The organism is Serratia rubidaea (genome assembly GCF_016026735.1).
In the GTDB taxonomy this organism is placed as follows: Bacteria; Pseudomonadota; Gammaproteobacteria; order Enterobacterales; family Enterobacteriaceae; genus Serratia_B; species Serratia_B rubidaea.
On record NZ_CP065640.1, the window covers coordinates 70596 to 86294 of the forward strand.

Sequence of the window (15699 nt, forward strand, 5' to 3'; positions counted from 1 at the left end):
AACTTCATGTATGAAAGGTATGCATTAGGTTAAAAACATGTAACACAGAATGGACAAGAAAAAAACCGCCGTTCCGCAGGCCCAACCAGCCCGGCGTCGGCAGCAACTAGCGGCATCCCCCCTCGCGCACCATTTCATATCCTTCGCAGCCGAACCGTGCGCTCTTGTCGCGCAGCCGCTGCCGCCACCAGTCAAACGCTTCGCCCCGGCAGGCCGGGTGCCAGGCCAGCCACAGCATCTCATCCCCCTTCGCCCAGTCGACGTCGGCCGTCACCAGTTCGCCCTTCTCCAGCTCCGCGGCCACCAGCGCCGGCGGCAGAAACGCGTGCCCCACGCCGCGTTTCAGCAGCGACAGCGCGCTCTCCACATCGCACAGCTGCAGTTGCCGCTGCAGCGGCAGCGCTTCACCCTGTCGTCGGGGCAGTTCGTGGCTGCTGTCGCCGATGGCGATCAGAATATCGTCCAGCCGCTGCTGTTTACTCACCGGCCTGCGCTGGGCGGCAAACGGGTGTGAAGGAGAAATACAGAGCGCAAAATCCAGCTTGCCCAGCATCAGCGTTTTCGCCGCGACGTTATCCGGCACCGCTCCGGTAGCGATCGCCAGATCCGCCCGGTTGCTTTTTAACGCATCCCAGACGCCGTTCAACGTCTCACGCCGTACGCTGATACTGGCGTGGGGATAGCGGCCAATAAATTCACGGATATCCTGCGTCAGGCAGGCGTGTGGGAAAAAGGTGTCGACCACAATGCGAATCTCGTGCGTCAGTTTGGGGATATTGCGCACGCGGTTTTCCAGATCCTGCACCGCGTTGACGATCCAGCGCCCTTCCGTTAATAAAAACTCACCCTCCTCCGTCAGGCTGACCACCGGGCCGTGGCGGTGAAACAGTTTTACATTCAGTTTATTTTCAATATTGGCGACGCGGTAAGAGATGGCCGACGGCGTTTTATGCAGCACGTCCGCCGCCATAGAAAATGAGCCGGTCTCTTTGATGGTGTCGATTATTTTAATCGCATCCAGGGATAATCTGGTCATAAACATTCCTCTTTGACGAATAAAGAAAAAAATTGACGCTAATTTCCCACGGTGAAAAAGATAAAAAACAGGCCACACCGCCAGCCCTGCCGGACACGGCAAGTCATGCGCGGTATAAATAAACCATCGTATTAGTCAATCCGCATCCGTGCCGGCATTTATTTCAACGTGACCGACAATGCCGTTCACAATAATAAATTCAGTTCATCATCAACAAATAATTCCGTTATTCACCTCCTCCGCCCGGACAAAAATATAACCAGCCGATGCAGACAGGTTATTTAACTTCTCGCCTGCTAATGCGTCGGTGAAATAAGCATTACCCGAACATCAAACCTTAATCAGGAGTAATACCATGAACACTATGACCCGTACTCTGATGACCCTTGGCCTGCTCAGCGCCGCTACGCTGGGCGTCTCCCACACCGCCAGCGCGCACGGCTATGTGGAATCGCCCGCCAGCCGCGCCTACCAGTGCAAGCAGCAGCTCAACACCCAGTGCGGCAGCGTGCAGTATGAACCGCAAAGCGTGGAAGGCCTGAAGGGCTTCCCGCAGGCCGGTCCGCCGGACGGCCACATCGCCAGCGCCGACAAAGCCACCTTCTTCGAGCTGGATCAGCAAACGCCAACCCGCTGGAACAAGCTGAATCTGCACACCGGCGAAAACACCTTCACCTGGAACCTCACCGCGCGCCACAGCACCACCAGCTGGCGTTACTTTATTACCAAGCCGGGTTGGGACGCCTCACAGCCGCTGAGCCGCGCCTCTTTCGATCTGACGCCGTTCTGTCAGTATGATGACGGCGGCGCGATTCCGGCGGCCAAGGTGTCGCATAAGTGCACCATACCGGCGGACCGCAGCGGTTCGCACGTGATCCTTGCTGTGTGGGACGTAGCCGATACCGGCAATGCGTTCTACCAGGCGATTGACGTAAACCTGAGCAATTAACCGGTTAAAGAAATGCCGAAGGGTCAGCGCGGTGCTGACCCTTTTTATGGCGAATAGAGGAGGATTGTCGCCTACTGCGACATATTCAGCAGGGTGCGGATATTCAGCGCGCTGGTGGCGATAATATCAATCGCGCCGGTGCGCAGCGCGCCGAGGATCGCCAGCGCCTTGGTGTTTTCCGAGGCAATGGCGATTACGCAGGGGATTTTACGCAGTTCGTCGATGCTCAGCCCGATCACCCGGTCGTTCATCACCGTGTCCACGTGCTGCCCCTGGGCGTTGAAAAAATCATAGCCGGCGATATCGCCGATCACGCCCTGATTGAGGCTGGCGTCGATAATCTCATGCGGCGTAAACCAGCCCAGTTTGACCATGTAGCTGTTCTCGTTCATATCGCCGATGCCCACCAGCGCCACGTCGGCCTTGCGCGCCCGGTCCAGCGTCTCCTTGATGGTGCCGTTTTGCATAAAGGCCTGCTTCAGCGCGCGGTTCTCCACGTAGGCCGGCGCGTACAGCGTCTCGCTGCTGCCGCCGAACTTTTTCGCCAGCCGGCGGCTGATATGATCGGCGTTAATCGCATCGCCGGGCCGGTGGGTGCCGCCGATACCGCTGATAAACCGGCAGTTGCGCTCCGGCACGCTGCCGACGTGATCGGCAATCGCCGCCACGTTGCGCCCCTGCCCGACCGCCAGCACCATATCATCCTTCAGCGACATCGACAGGTAATTGGACACCAGCGCCGCCACCTGCCGCCGCTGCTCATCTTCATCCTGATGGTCAAGGGCGATCAGCGCACGGCTGATGGGAAAACGCTCCAGCATCTGCTGTTCCAGCCGGGTGCTGAACACCGGGTGGTAACGCACGGTAATCTCAACGATGCCCTCTTCCTTCGCACGCTTGAGCAGACGCCCCACTTTAATGCGCGAGATGCCGAATTTTTTGGCGATCTCTTCCTGGGTGATTTCGTCCTGATAATACGCAACGGCAATTTCAGTCAGTAGTTCGTTATCCTGGGACACTGTTTGTTTTTCCATCCGTTACACGATTCCCCACGGCAGGTTGGCCGGTTATCGGCAAAATGGGCTCAGCGTCTCTGAACCCATTGTGCGATAAAACTTAACTGTCGCCAGTATATACCCTAAATAATTGGCGTTGCATCACGGCGGCGCCGAAACGCCGCGGCAACTCAGGCGGCCACGGTCTGCAAACGCCGCTCCGTCGCCTCCGCCAGCGTGGTCAGCAGCAGGCAGCAGGAGACCGCCCCCGCATCCAGCACGCCGCGCGAACGCTCGCCCAGCCGGCTGGCGCGGCCTATTTTCGCCACCAGATCGCGGGTGGAGTCGCGCCCATCCGCCGCCGCCTGCTTCATCTGCGCCAGCGCGCCGGAGAAGTCATCGCCGCGCTGCAGCGCCTGCTCGAACGCCGCCACCGCCGGGATCAGCGTATCCATCAGGCACTTGTCGCCGACGCCGGCGCTGCTGATATCCTGCAGCTCGCTCAGCCCCTGCTGCAGCATGGCGAGAAACGCCGGCGCATCCAGCTGCGCCTTCTCGCGCACACTGTCCGCCATGCCCATAAACAGGCTGCCGTACAGCGGCCCCATCGAACCGCCAATGCCCTCCATCAGCGCATCGGACAGCGTATCAAACGCCTGCGCCAACGACAGCGTCTTGCCTTTCATCGCCTCGCCGCACAGGGTAAAACCCTTGGCCATATTGATGCCGTGATCGCCGTCGCCGATTGCGCCGTCGATCTCGCTCAGGAACTCGCGGTGGCTGACGATCACCGTCACCAGCCCTTCGACCATCTCATTACCGTACTGCGTAGAAATCTGTTCTGTCATCACGTCACTCCACCTGGGTCAAACCCAGCGACTGGCTTGGCATATCAATAAGGGTTTTCAGTTCATCATCCAGCTTCATCACCGTCAGCGTCACGCCCATCATCTCCAGCGAGGTGAAGTAGTTGCCGACGTAGCGCCGGTGCACCGTGATGCCGCGCGCCGCCAAACGCTGGGCGATTTCGCCATAATAAATATACAGCTCCATCACCGGCGTGGCCCCCAGGCCGGAAACCAGCACCGCCACCTCATCACCCTGCTCCAGCGGCATATCGCCGAGGATGAAATCCAGCATGGTCGCCGCCATGCCGGACGCCGGCTGGATCGGCGACACCTCAATGCCCGGCTCGCCGTGGTGGCCGATGCCGATCTCCATTTTGCCGTCCTCGATGTGGAAGTTGGGCTTGCCCACCGCCGGAATGGTGCAGGAGCTCAGCCCCACGCCGATCGAACGGCAGCTGTCGATCGCCTTTTGCGCCGCGCCGATCACCCCGTCCAGGTCATAGCCTTTGGCGGCGGCGGCAGCGCCGACTTTCCACATCATGATTTCCCCGGCCACGCCGCGGCGCTTGTCGATTTCACTGGCCGGCGCCGAGGCTACGTCATCGTTCGCCACCACGGTTTTCACCGTAATGCCGGCGGCGGCGGCCTTTTTCATCGCCATTTTGACGTTCATATTATCGCCGGCATAGTTGCCGTACAGGCAGGCGACGCCGGCGCCGCCGTCGGCGGCTTTAAACGCGTCAAGAAAAGCGCCGGCGGTCGGCGACGAGAAGATTTCGCCGATCGCCACCGCATCCAGCATATTTTTGCCCACATAGCCCAGAAACGCCGGTTCATGGCCGGAACCGCCGCCGGTGACGATGCCCACCTTGCCGCCGATCGGCGCGGCGGGATACTTCAGCACCCGGGCGTTATCGGTAGGGCTGAAATAGTCGGGATGCGCCTGCAGATAGCCCTGAATCGCGTCTTCCACCACGTGGTCGGGGTCGTTGATAATTCTGTTCATTGCTGCCTCTCTCGCCTGAAGATGAATTACTGAATGGTGTATCCGCCGTCGATCACCAGATTCGCGCCGTTAATCATTGCTGCGCCGTCGCCGGCCAGAAACAGCGCGCCGGCGGCGATATCCTGCGGTTCGGCAAAGCGGCGCAGCGGGATTTTGTCGAGCATCTGCCGCGCCGGTTCGCCGGACCACGCCTTGCGTCCCAGTTCGGTCAGCACCACGGTGGGCGATATGGCGTTCACCCGCACGTTGTGCGGCCCCCACTCCAGCGCCAGCACCTGCGTCAGGCCAATGACGCCGGCCTTGCTGGCGCAGTAGGCCAGATGGTTGGGCAGCGCCACCACGCCCGCCTGCGAAGCCAGGTTGATAATGCTGCCGCTGCGCTGGCGGATAAAATGCCGTCCGGCGGCCTGACTGGTAAGAAAAACGCCCTTCAGGTTCACCGCCAGCGTGGCGTCCCACTCCGCCTCCGTCACCTCCTCCGCCGGATTCAGCGCCACGATGCCGGCGCTGTTGACCAGCACGTCCAGCCGGCCGAAATGCGCCAGAGCGTCGGCCAGCGCCTGTTCCACCGAGGCCCGATCGGTCACGTCGGCGACGAGGCCCAGCGCATGTTCGGCGTCAAGCCCCTGCGCCGTGGCCGCCACGTCGGGGGCCCGGTCCAGCAGCACCACGCGCGCGCCGTGCTGCACATACTGTTCGGCAATCGCGTAACCGATGCCGGCGCCGCCGCCGGTGATCAGCGCCACCTTGCCCTGTAGGGTCAGCGCGCTGTCGCCTGCCCGTTGCTGATTGTTCATCTTTCTCTCCCTAAACGATGGGTATCACGTTGCATCAGGATATTTTCGCCAAACTGGGGTTGGCGTCTTTGGCCCCGCCGGGCGCTTCTTTCGGCAGCGTGACGAATTTCATCAGCACGCCGCTGAACAGATACAGACCGGTGAAGATCCAGATCACCCCGACCGCGCCGAGGCTGCCGATAAACAGCCCCACCACCGCCGGCCCGACGAAGGTGCTCAGGCCGGCGCCGAGGTTTAAAATCGACATCGCCGCGCCCTTATTCTCCGGCGCCAGCGACGGCATAATCGCCGACAGCGGTACAAAGGCGGCCAGGCAGGCGCCGAACAGGCCGGCGGCGGCCACGGTGATCAGGTAATTGGCGCCGAAGAACTGCGGGGCGTAATAGAACATCAGCGTGGTAATCGCGCAGCCGACGCAGCCGAACCACATCACCACGTTACGCCAGCCCAGGCCGTCGCTGATCACGCCGAAAATCAGGTTGAAAATAATGTTCACCGTCCACAGCGCGGCGTACATCTGCAGCCAGTGGGTGCGGGTGAAGCCCATATCCATCATGTACATCGGCATAAACACCACGAAGCCGTAAGCCGCCGAGGTATTGATGGTGCGCACAATGCCGCCCAGACCAATCTTCGGATTTTCAAACGCGATGGTGATGCCCTTCAGCACATAGCTCAGCGACGCCTTCTCTTTATTGGCGCTTTGCCCGTCAGGCGTTCCGCGGTTCAGCAACAGAGCGATCGCCGCCCCCAGCACCACAAAGATCAGCGCGCTCCACAGGGTATGAATCTCGCCGAGATACGGCAGCATGATGCTGGAGTAGAGCACGCCCAGCACGCTCAGCCCGCCGCTGTAGACGAACCAGAAAATACCCACGGCGGAGCCCAGCCTTTCCGGCGGCGCCTCATAGGCCACCCAGACCAGAAAACCGTAGGCGAACAGCGGGTAGCCCAGCCCGCGCAGGGCGTAGGTCGGCACCATAATCGACAGGTTATTGCTGGGCAGGCCAAACAGCAGAAAACACACCGAGCCGAACAGGAACAGCAGCAGGCCGGCCAGCATCACCCGGCGGGCGGTGAAAATTTCCGCCAGCACGCCGGAGAACCAGGCGGCGATGGCGGCGGCAAAGCCGTACACGCTAAACAGCAGCGCCGACTCCTGAATGCTCAGCCCCTTGCCGATCAGATAGGGCGACAGCCAGCCCTGCTCCAGCCCTTCCCCCATCATAAACACCAGCACGCCGGCATAGCCCAGCAGCAGTTTCGGTGAAAGACCAATGCGATGAATCAGTCCGTGCAACATAGAACACCCCAACACATGTCATTGTGGAGGCGCAGGCAGGCCTGCACCCGAGGAATGGCGCAGGTTTACAGGTTTGGATTAAGCACCACTTTGATCGACCCGATGCCGCGTTTCATCAGCTCGAAACCTTCGGCAAACTGCTCCAGCGGCAGGGTGTGAGTCACCACCCCTTCGGTCGGCAAATCGCCGTTGTGGATGCCCTCTATCACCAGCGGATAGCAGTACGGGCCAAGGTGAGAGCCGAGCACGTCCAGCTCTTTACGGTCGCTGATGATGCTCCAGTCAACGGTCACCGGATCCTTGAACACCGAGAACTCCACGAAGGTGCCGAGCTTGCGGATCAGCGTCAGCCCCTGCTCCACCGACTTCTGCGCGCCGGTGGCTTCAATGTAGATATCGCAGCCGTAGCCGTCGGTCAGCTGTTTGACGATCGCCGGTACGTCGTCGCGGGTAGGATTGAGCGTCAGATCCGCGCCGAAGGTCTTCGCCAGCGCCAGCCGGTCATCCGACAGATCGAGCACGATCAGCTTCGACGGCCCGGATTTTTTGATCGCGCCGATCATCCCCAGACCCAGCGTACCGGCCCCGGCCAGCACCACCACGTCCCCCAGTTTGATATTGGCGCGCTGCACCGCATGGAACGAACAGGCGTAAGGTTCGATCAGAATGGCTTTTTCAATCGGCAGATCCGCCGGTACATGGTAGTTAATCGCCTCTTTGGTGAACTTCATGTATTCGGCCATGCCGCCGTTGACGTTCTTCTGGAAGCCGTACAGATCGTGTTTTTCACACATCCAGTACTGGCCGCGGTTGCAGAAGCGGCACTGCCAGCAGGGGACGATCTGCTCGGAGATCACCCGGTCGCCGATCTCAAACCCTTCCACGCCCTCGCCGTAGCCGACCACGTGGCCGATAAATTCATGCCCCGGGATCATCGGCGCCTTGATATAGGCCGGCTGCGTCTCATCGCCCCAGAAGCTCGGCGCGCCTTCAAACGCCTTGATATCGCCGGCGCAGATGCCGCAGGCCTCGATCTTAACCAGGATCTCTTTCGGGCCGATCTTCGGCACCGCCACCTCTTCCAGACGGTAATCCTTTGGCGCGTAGGCAACGATCGCCTTCATGGTTTCTGGGATGCCGTCCGCCATTTTTGCCGCTGTTACACAGGTCTGACACATAGTTTTATCCTCTGGCTGGGTCACTATCATGAACATTAATACAAAATAAGAACAAATGAACACTAAACTCAGCCGACAGATTTGCCCACCATGAACTTTTCAAACTGTGATTACGCTCAAAAACTCGCCTCTCAACGCGACAAAAGCGCTATCAAGCGCCAATTACGTGATCATCATCACTTAAAATGCTCCGCTCACACTTAAAACAGATAAAACAAAAGAACAAATGTTGAACATTTGTATTATTGGCGATATCTTCAACAGCAGACGCCCCCGCGAGGATCGTCAGCCTTTCCGCTATCAACCAGGAGATCGTTATGTTGCCTATTGCCATCGGCGCCGATGATGCCGCCATTGAATTGAAGAACGTGATCGTTGCCTATCTGCAGCAACGCGATATCGCCGTCACCGATTACACCCGCGATCGCGGCGACGATAACGGGATCTACCCCGATATCGCCTTCCAGGTAGCGCAAGCCATCAGGAACGAACGGCATCAACGTGGTATTCTGTTATGCGGTACCGGAATTGGCATGAGCATCGTTGCCAATAAGGTGCCGGGGATACGCGCCGCCCAGTGCCACGATACCTATTCGGCACAGCGGGCGCGCAAGAGCAATGACGCCCAGATCATTACGCTGGGCGCGCGGGTGATCGGCGCGGAGCTGGCGAAAACCATCGTTGACGCCTGGCTGGCCTCCGAGTTTGAAGGCGGCGGATCGGCGCCCAAAGTGGCGAAAATCAGCCACTACGAACAGGCGGCCCAACCACGCTGACACCGCTTTCCGGCCAGGGGCAGGCGCGCGCCAATGCGCGCCCTGCCTGCGTTTACTCGGGATCCATTGTTCTTATCCATCGCAACAATCAGAAAAAGCGCATTTTATTTGGCACACCTATGATGCAGTGTGTTCACCCTATTAAATAGACGTTTAACCTGATGGCGCAAAAGCGCGCTGCTGCGCTGCTGCCCCCTTAGAGATGAAGGGTAAATCAAGGAGCTATACATGAACCAATTAGACGCACTCAAGCAGTTGACCGTAGTGGTTGCCGACAGCGGCGACATTGAGTCCATCCGCCAGTTCGAACCGGAAGATGCAACCACCAACCCTTCACTGATCCTGAAAGCTGCCGCGCTGCCGCAGTACAAGGCGCTGATTACCGAAGCACTGAACTACGCGCGCCAGCAGGGCGGCAACAAAGAAACCCAGCTGATCAACGCCTGCGACAAACTGGCGGTCAATATCGGCGTCGAAATTCTGAAAAGCGTGCCGGGCCGTATCTCCACCGAAGTGGACGCCCGCCTGTCCTTCGACCGCGGTATGTGCGTCACCAAGGCGCGCAAGCTGATCGCCATGTATCAGGAGCAAGGGATCGATAAGTCGCGCATCCTGATCAAACTGGCCGCCACCTGGGAAGGCATCAAGGCGGCGGAAGAGCTGGAAAAAGAAGGCATCAACACCAACCTGACGCTGCTGTTCTCCTTCGCCCAGGCCCGCGCCTGCGCCGAAGCCGGCGTGTACCTGATCTCGCCGTTCGTCGGCCGTATCTATGACTGGTATCAGGCAAAACAGCCGAGCGCCGACTACGACGTCGAGCAGGATCCGGGCGTGAAGTCCGTGCGTGATATCTATGAATACTATAAACAGCACCGCTATCAGACCGTGATCATGGGCGCCAGCTTCCGCAAGGTTGAGCAGATCCTGGCGCTGGCCGGCTGCGACCGCCTGACCATCGCGCCAAACCTGCTGGAACAGCTGAAGCACAGCGAACAGCCGGTTGAGCGCAAACTGACGCCGTCCACCGAAGGTTTCCATCAGCCGGCGCCGCTGGCCGAAGCAGAATTCCGCTGGTTGCATAATCAGGACGCGATGGCGGTAGAAAAACTGGCCGAGGGCATCCGCCTGTTCGCCGTTGACCAGCAGAAGCTGGAAGACATGCTGGCCGCAGAACTGTAATTATCCGGAGCTTTACTATGTCTTCACGCAAAGAATTAGCCAACGCCATCCGCGCCCTCAGCATGGATGCCGTACAAAAAGCAAAATCCGGTCACCCGGGCGCCCCGATGGGTATGGCCGATATCGCCGAAGTCCTGTGGCGCGACTACCTCAGCCACAACCCCACCAACCCGCACTGGGCCGATCGCGACCGCTTCGTCCTCTCCAACGGCCATGGCTCCATGTTGATTTACAGCCTCCTGCATCTCACCGGCTATGACCTGCCGATGCGCGAGCTGGAAAACTTCCGTCAGCTGCACTCCAAAACCCCGGGCCACCCTGAGTACGGCTACACCGCCGGCGTCGAGACCACCACCGGTCCTCTCGGTCAGGGCATCGCCAACGCCGTCGGCTTCGCCATCGCCGAACGCACCCTGGCCGCCCAGTTCAACCGTCCGGGCCATGACATCGTCGACCACAACACCTACGTCTTTATGGGCGACGGCTGCATGATGGAAGGCATCTCCCACGAAGTCTGCTCCCTGGCCGGCACCCTCAAGCTCGGCAAGCTGACCGCCTTCTACGATGACAACGGCATCTCCATCGACGGCCACGTCGACGGCTGGTTCACCGACGACACCGCCAAGCGCTTTGAAGCCTACGGCTGGCACGTGGTGCGCGGCGTGGACGGCCACGACGCCGACGCCATCAAGGCGGCGGTCGAGGAAGCCCGCAAGGTCACCGACAAGCCGTCCCTGCTGATGTGCAAGACCGTTATCGGCTTCGGCTCGCCGAACAAGGCCGGCACCCACGATTCCCACGGCGCGCCGCTGGGCGAGGCCGAAGTGGCCGCCACCCGCGAGCAGCTGGGCTGGCACTACCCGCCGTTTGAAATCCCGCAGGACATCTACGCCCAGTGGGACGCCAAAGAGGCCGGTCAGGCGCGTGAAGCCGCCTGGAACGACAAGTTCGCCGCCTACGCGCAGGCCTTCCCTGAGCTGGCCGCCGAGTTCACCCGCCGCATGAGCGGCGAGCTGCCGGCCGACTGGCAGGCGCAGGCCAAGGCCTACGTCGAGCAGCTGCAGGCCAACCCGGCCAACATCGCCAGCCGCAAGGCGTCGCAGAACGCGCTGGAAGCCTTCGGCAAACTGCTGCCGGAATTCCTCGGCGGCTCCGCCGACCTGGCGCCGAGCAACCTGACCATGTGGTCCGGCTCCAAACCGCTGAACGAAGACCCGGCGGGCAACTACATCCACTACGGCGTGCGCGAGTTCGGCATGACCGCCATCACCAACGGCATCGCGCTGCACGGCGGCTTCCTGCCGTACTCGGCGACCTTCCTGATGTTTGTGGAATACGCGCGTAACGCGGTGCGCATGGCGGCGCTGATGAAGCAGCGCAACGTGTTCGTCTACACCCACGACTCCATCGGTCTGGGCGAAGACGGCCCGACCCACCAGCCGGTGGAGCAGCTGGCCAGCCTGCGCGTCACGCCGAACATGAGCACCTGGCGTCCGTGCGACCAGGTGGAGTCGGCGATTGCCTGGCAGTACGCCATCGAGCGCAACGACGGCCCGACGGCGCTGATTTTCTCGCGTCAGAACCTGGCGCAGCAGCCGCGCAGCGCAGAGCAGCTGGCGAACGTGTATCGCGGCGCCTACGTGCTGCAGGACTGCGACGGCACGCCGGACGTTATCCTGATTGCCACCGGCTCGGAAGTGGAGCTGGCGGTCGAGGCGGCGGGTCAGCTGACCGCAGCGGGCCGCAAGGCGCGCGTGGTGTCGATGCCGTCAACCGACACGTTCGACAAGCAGGATGCGGCCTACCGCGAAGCGGTGCTGCCGGCGGCGGTAACGGCGCGGGTGGCGATTGAAGCGGGCATTGCGGACTACTGGCTGAAGTACACCGGCCTGAACGGCGCGGTGGTGGGCATGACCACCTTCGGCGAGTCGGCGCCGGCGGACCAGCTGTTCAAGGAGTTCGGCTTCACCGTGGAGAACGTGGTGGCGCAAGCTCAGGCGCTGCTGAAGTAACCGGCGGATTATAGCCATAATAAAGGCGCCCTTGCGGCGCCTCAGGCTGCTGACAAAGCCTGTTATTAGGGAGAGCGTGGCGATGGGGTCGTAGCGGCGTAAGCCGCCGGAGTGCCCCTCGTTAGGCTAGGCCCGAGTATCTCGGACTCTCAGACCACTTTGTCATCAACCTCAAGGCGCCCTTGCGGCGCCTTTTTCGTTTGCCTTACATCAGATTATGCAGCTGCAGATACTGCAGCAGCATAATGGTCTTACCGTCCTTGATGCGGCCGTCGGCGATCATGGCGATGGCTTCACTAAACGGCAGCTCGACCACCTCAATATCCTCATCCTCAATACCGCCGCCGACCGTACGGCGCTGTTCGTCACGATATTCAGCGATAAAGAAATGGACGATCTCGGTCACGCCGCCCGGTGACATATAGGCCTCGAATACCTTTTGCGCCTTATCCACCTGAAAACCGGTTTCTTCCATCGCTTCACGACGCACGCAGTATTCCGGCGCATCTCCCTCCAACAGGCCGGCGCAGGCTTCCAGCAGCATACCGCTCTCATTGCCGTTGACGTAGGTTGGCATGCGGAACTGATTAATCAGCACAACGCTGCCCTTCTCCCGGTTGTATAACAAAATCGTCGCGCCGTTGCCGCGGTCATACACTTCCCGCACCTGCTGAACGACGCCGCCGTTCTTACGCTGTAAATCAAAAGTATATTTATTAAGCACCGACCAACTGTCGGCGAGCAGTTCTTTTTTTACATTCCCTATTATTGCGGACATACACCCTTCTTTGGTCACTTTTCATTGCTGCAAAATTTCACGTCGCTACGGTAGCAAAAAATGCCTCATAAAAAACCCCGCCTAAGCGGGGTTCAGCACGATAAAGCGCTTAAAAGCCGTTTGGCACCTCGCGCATATCCGGCAGTTTATGGGCGATGCCCTTATGGCAGTCGATACAGGTTTTCCCTTCGCTAATCGCCTTGTCATGCATTTTGGCCGCCACGGTTTTTTGCGCGGTGAAATCCATATATTCGAAGTTATGGCAGTTGCGGCACTCCTGCGAATTATTGGCTTTCATACGCGCCCACTCGTTGCTCGCCATCGCCAGACGGTGGCTTTCAAACTTCTGCGGCGTGTCGATCAGGCCGAATATCTTGGCGTACAGCTCCTTGCTGGCCTTCAGCTTACGCAGCATTTTCGGCCCCCACTCATGCGGCACGTGGCAATCCGGACAGGTGGCGCGCACCCCGCTGCGGTTATTGTAGTGCACGGTTTCCATATACTCTTCGTACACGTTTTCACGCATTTCATGGCAGCTGATGCAGAACTGCTCGGTGTTCGCCACCTCCATCCCGGTGTTGAAACCACCCCAGAACAGGATCCCGGCGACAAAGCCCAGTAGCAGCAAAGTGCCCAGCGCCAGCCGGCTCGGCCTGCGCCACCACTGCCACAGACGGCGAATCGGCCCCGGTTTCTTATCAGTATTACGTTCGGCCATAGTTCCTCCGGTTATTTGCCAAAGCCGGGCAACGGCTCAAAGTTGTTGCCGACAATCGGCGCCGCGTCGGTTTGCGGCACATGGCACTGCAGGCAGAAATAGCGACGCGGCGCGACGTCGCCGCGCACCTTGCCGTCGCTGTCGATAAAGTGCGTCGGGCTGATGCGCGGCGCGCCGGTGGTGCGGTAGTGCTCAACGCCGTGGCACTGCAGACAGCGGTTGGTGTTTTTACTCACCTGATAGCCGTCGATGCTGTGCGGGATCATCGGCGGCTGATTGACATAGTTAAGCGCCATGCGCTCTTGCTGCTTGGGCATGGTGATCTGCCCTTCGGCGGTGGCGGAGACCTCCGGCGACTGGCTGAGATCGACATCGCCGGCGGCAAAGGCGAAACCGGCCACGGCCAGAGACATCAGCGCCGCCCACAGGGCCCCGCGCTTTTTCAGTACGGTGCTGTTCATTTTTTGGCTCCCGAAGAATGAAATTTGCTTGTTATTGTGAATACGTTTTCCGCGCAGACATCGATACAGCGCCCGCAGGCGATGCAGGCATCGCTGGCCACCTGCGGCGGGGCGTCGGGCGACAACAGCGGCTCGCGCAGGATCTGCGCCTCAGGGCAGACGTGGAAACAGTCCATACAGCGGGTGCATTGCTCCCGCTGCTGCGCGCTGATCTGCATAACACCCTGGCTGCCAATCACGCCGTACATCGCGCCGACCGGGCACAGGTGGCCGCACCAGCCGTGCTCCACCACCAGCAGGTCGAACAGAAACAGCGCCAGCAGCAGCCAGACGCCGGCGCCAAACGCCGCCGCCAGCCCGCGCAGCCAACCGACGGCATCGCCGGCGGCGCCGTGAATCAGGCCGCGTCCGGTGAGCGCCACCGGGTTGACCCACTCCCACAGCAGGCTGCCGCTGAGCGCGCTGCCTACCAGCACCATCAGCAAAATGCCGTAACGCAGCCGGCGCGACAGTGTGGCGGACTGGCGCAGCCCCAGCCGTCGCCGCAGCCAGGCCGCCAGATCGGTCAGCGGATTCAGCGGGCATACCCAGCCGCAGAACACCCGGTTGCCGATCAGGGCGTACGTCAGCACCACCGCCGCGCCGACCCAGGTCAGCCAGGCCGGCCACTGCCCGGCCAGCAGGCTTTCCAGCATCATCAGCGGATCGGTGAGCGGCACGGTGTCAAGCAGCAGGCTGGCGCTGTAGTTGCCGCGCAGGATCCACACGCCCCACAGCGGGCCGGAGAGAAACATCAGTAAAATCAGCAGCTGACTGCAGCGCCGCAGGATCAAAAAACGGTGACTGCGCCACCAGCCGTGACGCAGACGCGCATCGCGGCCGGCCTGAGCAACCGGATTCGCCATTATTTCCCCTCCCCGACGCCGTGCGCCGGCAGCTGGCCGCCTTCCGGCACCAGCGCCTGGCCGGCGCGCTGTTTCTCCTGCCAGCCCCAGCGGTAGTGGCCGCCCAGCTGGCCGCGCGCCAGCGACAGCGGCAGTACTTTTATCGCCGCCTCCTCCAACACGCAGGCCTGTTCGCACTTGCCGCAGCCGGTGCAGGCATCGCTGTGCACCGTCGGTAAAAACAGCGCATGCTTGCCGGTGCGCGGGTTGCGCTGCAGCTCCAGCGTGATGGCGGCGTCAATCTGCGGACAGACGCGGTAGCAGACATCGCAGCGCAGCCCCTGCCAGTTAAGGCAGTTTTCATGATCCAGCAGCACCGCCAGCCCCATCCGCGCCTGGTCGATATCGCTCAGTTGCGGATCGAGCGCGCCGCTCGGGCAGGCCGCCACGCAGGGAATGTCCTCACACATTTCACAGGGCACGTCGCGCGCGACAAAGTACGGCGTGCCCGCCGCCAGCGGCGACAGCAAGGTCGCCAGCTTCAGCGTCTGATACGGGCAGGCCTGCACGCATTGGCCGCAGCGAATGCAGGCGTTGACAAAATCCCCTTCCGCCAGCGCCCCCGGCGGACGCAGCGCCAGACCGTCGCGCGCCTGCGACTGACGCTGCTGCAACCCCAGCAGCGCCGCAATCCCTGCCAGCCCGGCGGCGCTGCGCGCCGCATCCCGCAGGAAGCGACGACGCGCCGGGGCCTTGTCTCGTTGCCGGCTCATAGGCAG

General features: G+C 60.9%; 16 protein-coding genes. 4 read left to right on the top strand and 12 right to left on the bottom strand.

Features of this window, described 5'->3' with window-relative positions:
* Window positions 1–106: 106 nt before the first annotated feature.
* The gene (locus I6G83_RS00350; protein ID WP_054307290.1) at window positions 107–1036 is read right to left on the bottom strand and encodes a LysR substrate-binding domain-containing protein; all 930 of its coding nucleotides are present in this window, start codon (window positions 1034–1036) and stop codon (window positions 107–109) included.
* A 355-nt stretch (window positions 1037–1391) separates the two neighbouring features.
* Between I6G83_RS00350 and I6G83_RS00355 the strand changes: the two genes are divergently transcribed.
* Window positions 1392–1985 (top strand): lytic polysaccharide monooxygenase, encoded by a 594-nt coding sequence (locus I6G83_RS00355; RefSeq protein ID WP_054307289.1) that lies wholly within the window; start codon window positions 1392–1394, stop codon window positions 1983–1985.
* 71 nt (window positions 1986–2056) lie between these two features.
* Here I6G83_RS00355 and I6G83_RS00360 read toward each other — a convergent pair whose 3' ends face one another.
* The 6 genes from I6G83_RS00360 to I6G83_RS00385 form a co-directional block, all read right to left on the bottom strand.
* Window positions 2057–3019: a sugar-binding transcriptional regulator gene (locus I6G83_RS00360; RefSeq protein WP_015673306.1), complete on the bottom strand. Its 963-nt coding sequence runs from the start codon at window positions 3017–3019 to the stop codon at window positions 2057–2059.
* 152 nt (window positions 3020–3171) lie between these two features.
* The gene (dhaL, locus tag I6G83_RS00365; protein WP_371851020.1) at window positions 3172–3792 is read right to left on the bottom strand and encodes a dihydroxyacetone kinase subunit DhaL; all 621 of its coding nucleotides are present in this window, start codon (window positions 3790–3792) and stop codon (window positions 3172–3174) included.
* Between the two features lie 40 nt (window positions 3793–3832).
* Window positions 3833–4834, bottom strand: coding sequence for a dihydroxyacetone kinase subunit DhaK (locus I6G83_RS00370; RefSeq protein WP_054307288.1), 1002 nt, complete (start codon window positions 4832–4834; stop codon window positions 3833–3835).
* A 26-nt stretch (window positions 4835–4860) separates the two neighbouring features.
* A complete protein-coding gene (locus I6G83_RS00375; protein ID WP_015673309.1) occupies window positions 4861–5631 on the bottom strand; it encodes a GolD/DthD family dehydrogenase in 771 nt (256 codons plus the stop codon).
* A 34-nt stretch (window positions 5632–5665) separates the two neighbouring features.
* Window positions 5666–6934 (bottom strand): MFS transporter, encoded by a 1269-nt coding sequence (locus I6G83_RS00380; protein ID WP_015673310.1) that lies wholly within the window; start codon window positions 6932–6934, stop codon window positions 5666–5668.
* Window positions 6935–6999: 65 nt separating this feature from the next.
* Window positions 7000–8112, bottom strand: a complete 1113-nt coding sequence (locus I6G83_RS00385) for an erythritol/L-threitol dehydrogenase (RefSeq protein ID WP_015673311.1) — start codon at window positions 8110–8112, stop codon at window positions 7000–7002.
* Between the two features lie 317 nt (window positions 8113–8429).
* Between I6G83_RS00385 and rpiB the strand changes: the two genes are divergently transcribed.
* From rpiB to tkt, 3 genes are all read left to right on the top strand, one after another.
* Window positions 8430–8888 carry a ribose 5-phosphate isomerase B gene (gene rpiB, locus I6G83_RS00390; protein WP_015673312.1) on the top strand — a complete coding sequence of 153 codons (459 nt, stop codon included), beginning with the start codon at window positions 8430–8432 and terminating at the stop codon, window positions 8886–8888.
* A 228-nt stretch (window positions 8889–9116) separates the two neighbouring features.
* Window positions 9117–10067 carry a transaldolase gene (gene tal / locus I6G83_RS00395; protein ID WP_054307287.1) on the top strand — a complete coding sequence of 317 codons (951 nt, stop codon included), beginning with the start codon at window positions 9117–9119 and terminating at the stop codon, window positions 10065–10067.
* 17 nt (window positions 10068–10084) lie between these two features.
* Window positions 10085–12079 (top strand): transketolase, encoded by a 1995-nt coding sequence (gene tkt, locus I6G83_RS00400; RefSeq protein WP_128143749.1) that lies wholly within the window; start codon window positions 10085–10087, stop codon window positions 12077–12079.
* A 205-nt stretch (window positions 12080–12284) separates the two neighbouring features.
* On the opposite strand, the gene nudK is transcribed toward tkt, so the two are convergent.
* The 5 genes from nudK to napG all read right to left on the bottom strand — a co-directional run bounded on the left by nudK (window position 12285) and on the right by napG (window position 15693).
* Window positions 12285–12857, bottom strand: a complete 573-nt coding sequence (nudK, locus tag I6G83_RS00405; protein WP_054306678.1) for a GDP-mannose pyrophosphatase NudK — start codon at window positions 12855–12857, stop codon at window positions 12285–12287.
* A 109-nt stretch (window positions 12858–12966) separates the two neighbouring features.
* Window positions 12967–13575, bottom strand: coding sequence for a cytochrome c-type protein NapC (gene napC / locus I6G83_RS00410; RefSeq protein ID WP_054306677.1), 609 nt, complete (start codon window positions 13573–13575; stop codon window positions 12967–12969).
* A gap of 11 nt (window positions 13576–13586) precedes the next feature.
* Window positions 13587–14036, bottom strand: coding sequence for a nitrate reductase cytochrome c-type subunit (gene napB / locus I6G83_RS00415; RefSeq protein WP_015673317.1), 450 nt, complete (start codon window positions 14034–14036; stop codon window positions 13587–13589).
* The gene (napH, locus tag I6G83_RS00420) at window positions 14033–14941 is read right to left on the bottom strand and encodes a quinol dehydrogenase ferredoxin subunit NapH (RefSeq protein WP_054306676.1); all 909 of its coding nucleotides are present in this window, start codon (window positions 14939–14941) and stop codon (window positions 14033–14035) included. Before napH ends, napB begins: the two co-directional genes overlap by 4 nt.
* A complete protein-coding gene (gene napG, locus I6G83_RS00425; protein ID WP_015673319.1) occupies window positions 14941–15693 on the bottom strand; it encodes a ferredoxin-type protein NapG in 753 nt (250 codons plus the stop codon). The genes napH and napG overlap by 1 nt, the downstream gene beginning before the upstream one ends.
* Window positions 15694–15699 lie beyond the last annotated feature (6 nt).

Excerpts from the sequence above, each read along its gene's own strand:
- I6G83_RS00350 (WP_054307290.1), bottom strand. The coding sequence starts at position 1,036 with ATGACCAGATTATCCCTGGATGCGATTAAAATAATCGACACCATCAAA.
- I6G83_RS00355 (WP_054307289.1), top strand. The coding sequence starts at position 1,392 with ATGAACACTATGACCCGTACTCTGATGACCCTTGGCCTGCTCAGCGCC.
- I6G83_RS00360 (WP_015673306.1), bottom strand. The coding sequence starts at position 3,019 with ATGGAAAAACAAACAGTGTCCCAGGATAACGAACTACTGACTGAAATT.
- dhaL (WP_371851020.1), bottom strand. The coding sequence starts at position 3,792 with ATGGTCGAAGGGCTGGTGACGGTGATCGTCAGCCACCGCGAGTTCCTG.
- I6G83_RS00370 (WP_054307288.1), bottom strand. The coding sequence starts at position 4,834 with ATGAACAGAATTATCAACGACCCCGACCACGTGGTGGAAGACGCGATT.
- I6G83_RS00375 (WP_015673309.1), bottom strand. The coding sequence starts at position 5,631 with ATGAACAATCAGCAACGGGCAGGCGACAGCGCGCTGACCCTACAGGGC.
- I6G83_RS00380 (WP_015673310.1), bottom strand. The coding sequence starts at position 6,934 with ATGTTGCACGGACTGATTCATCGCATTGGTCTTTCACCGAAACTGCTG.
- I6G83_RS00385 (WP_015673311.1), bottom strand. The coding sequence starts at position 8,112 with ATGTGTCAGACCTGTGTAACAGCGGCAAAAATGGCGGACGGCATCCCA.
- rpiB (WP_015673312.1), top strand. The coding sequence starts at position 8,430 with ATGTTGCCTATTGCCATCGGCGCCGATGATGCCGCCATTGAATTGAAG.
- tal (WP_054307287.1), top strand. The coding sequence starts at position 9,117 with ATGAACCAATTAGACGCACTCAAGCAGTTGACCGTAGTGGTTGCCGAC.
- tkt (WP_128143749.1), top strand. The coding sequence starts at position 10,085 with ATGTCTTCACGCAAAGAATTAGCCAACGCCATCCGCGCCCTCAGCATG.
- nudK (WP_054306678.1), bottom strand. The coding sequence starts at position 12,857 with ATGTCCGCAATAATAGGGAATGTAAAAAAAGAACTGCTCGCCGACAGT.
- napC (WP_054306677.1), bottom strand. The coding sequence starts at position 13,575 with ATGGCCGAACGTAATACTGATAAGAAACCGGGGCCGATTCGCCGTCTG.
- napB (WP_015673317.1), bottom strand. The coding sequence starts at position 14,036 with ATGAACAGCACCGTACTGAAAAAGCGCGGGGCCCTGTGGGCGGCGCTG.
- napH (WP_054306676.1), bottom strand. The coding sequence starts at position 14,941 with ATGGCGAATCCGGTTGCTCAGGCCGGCCGCGATGCGCGTCTGCGTCAC.
- napG (WP_015673319.1), bottom strand. The coding sequence starts at position 15,693 with ATGAGCCGGCAACGAGACAAGGCCCCGGCGCGTCGTCGCTTCCTGCGG.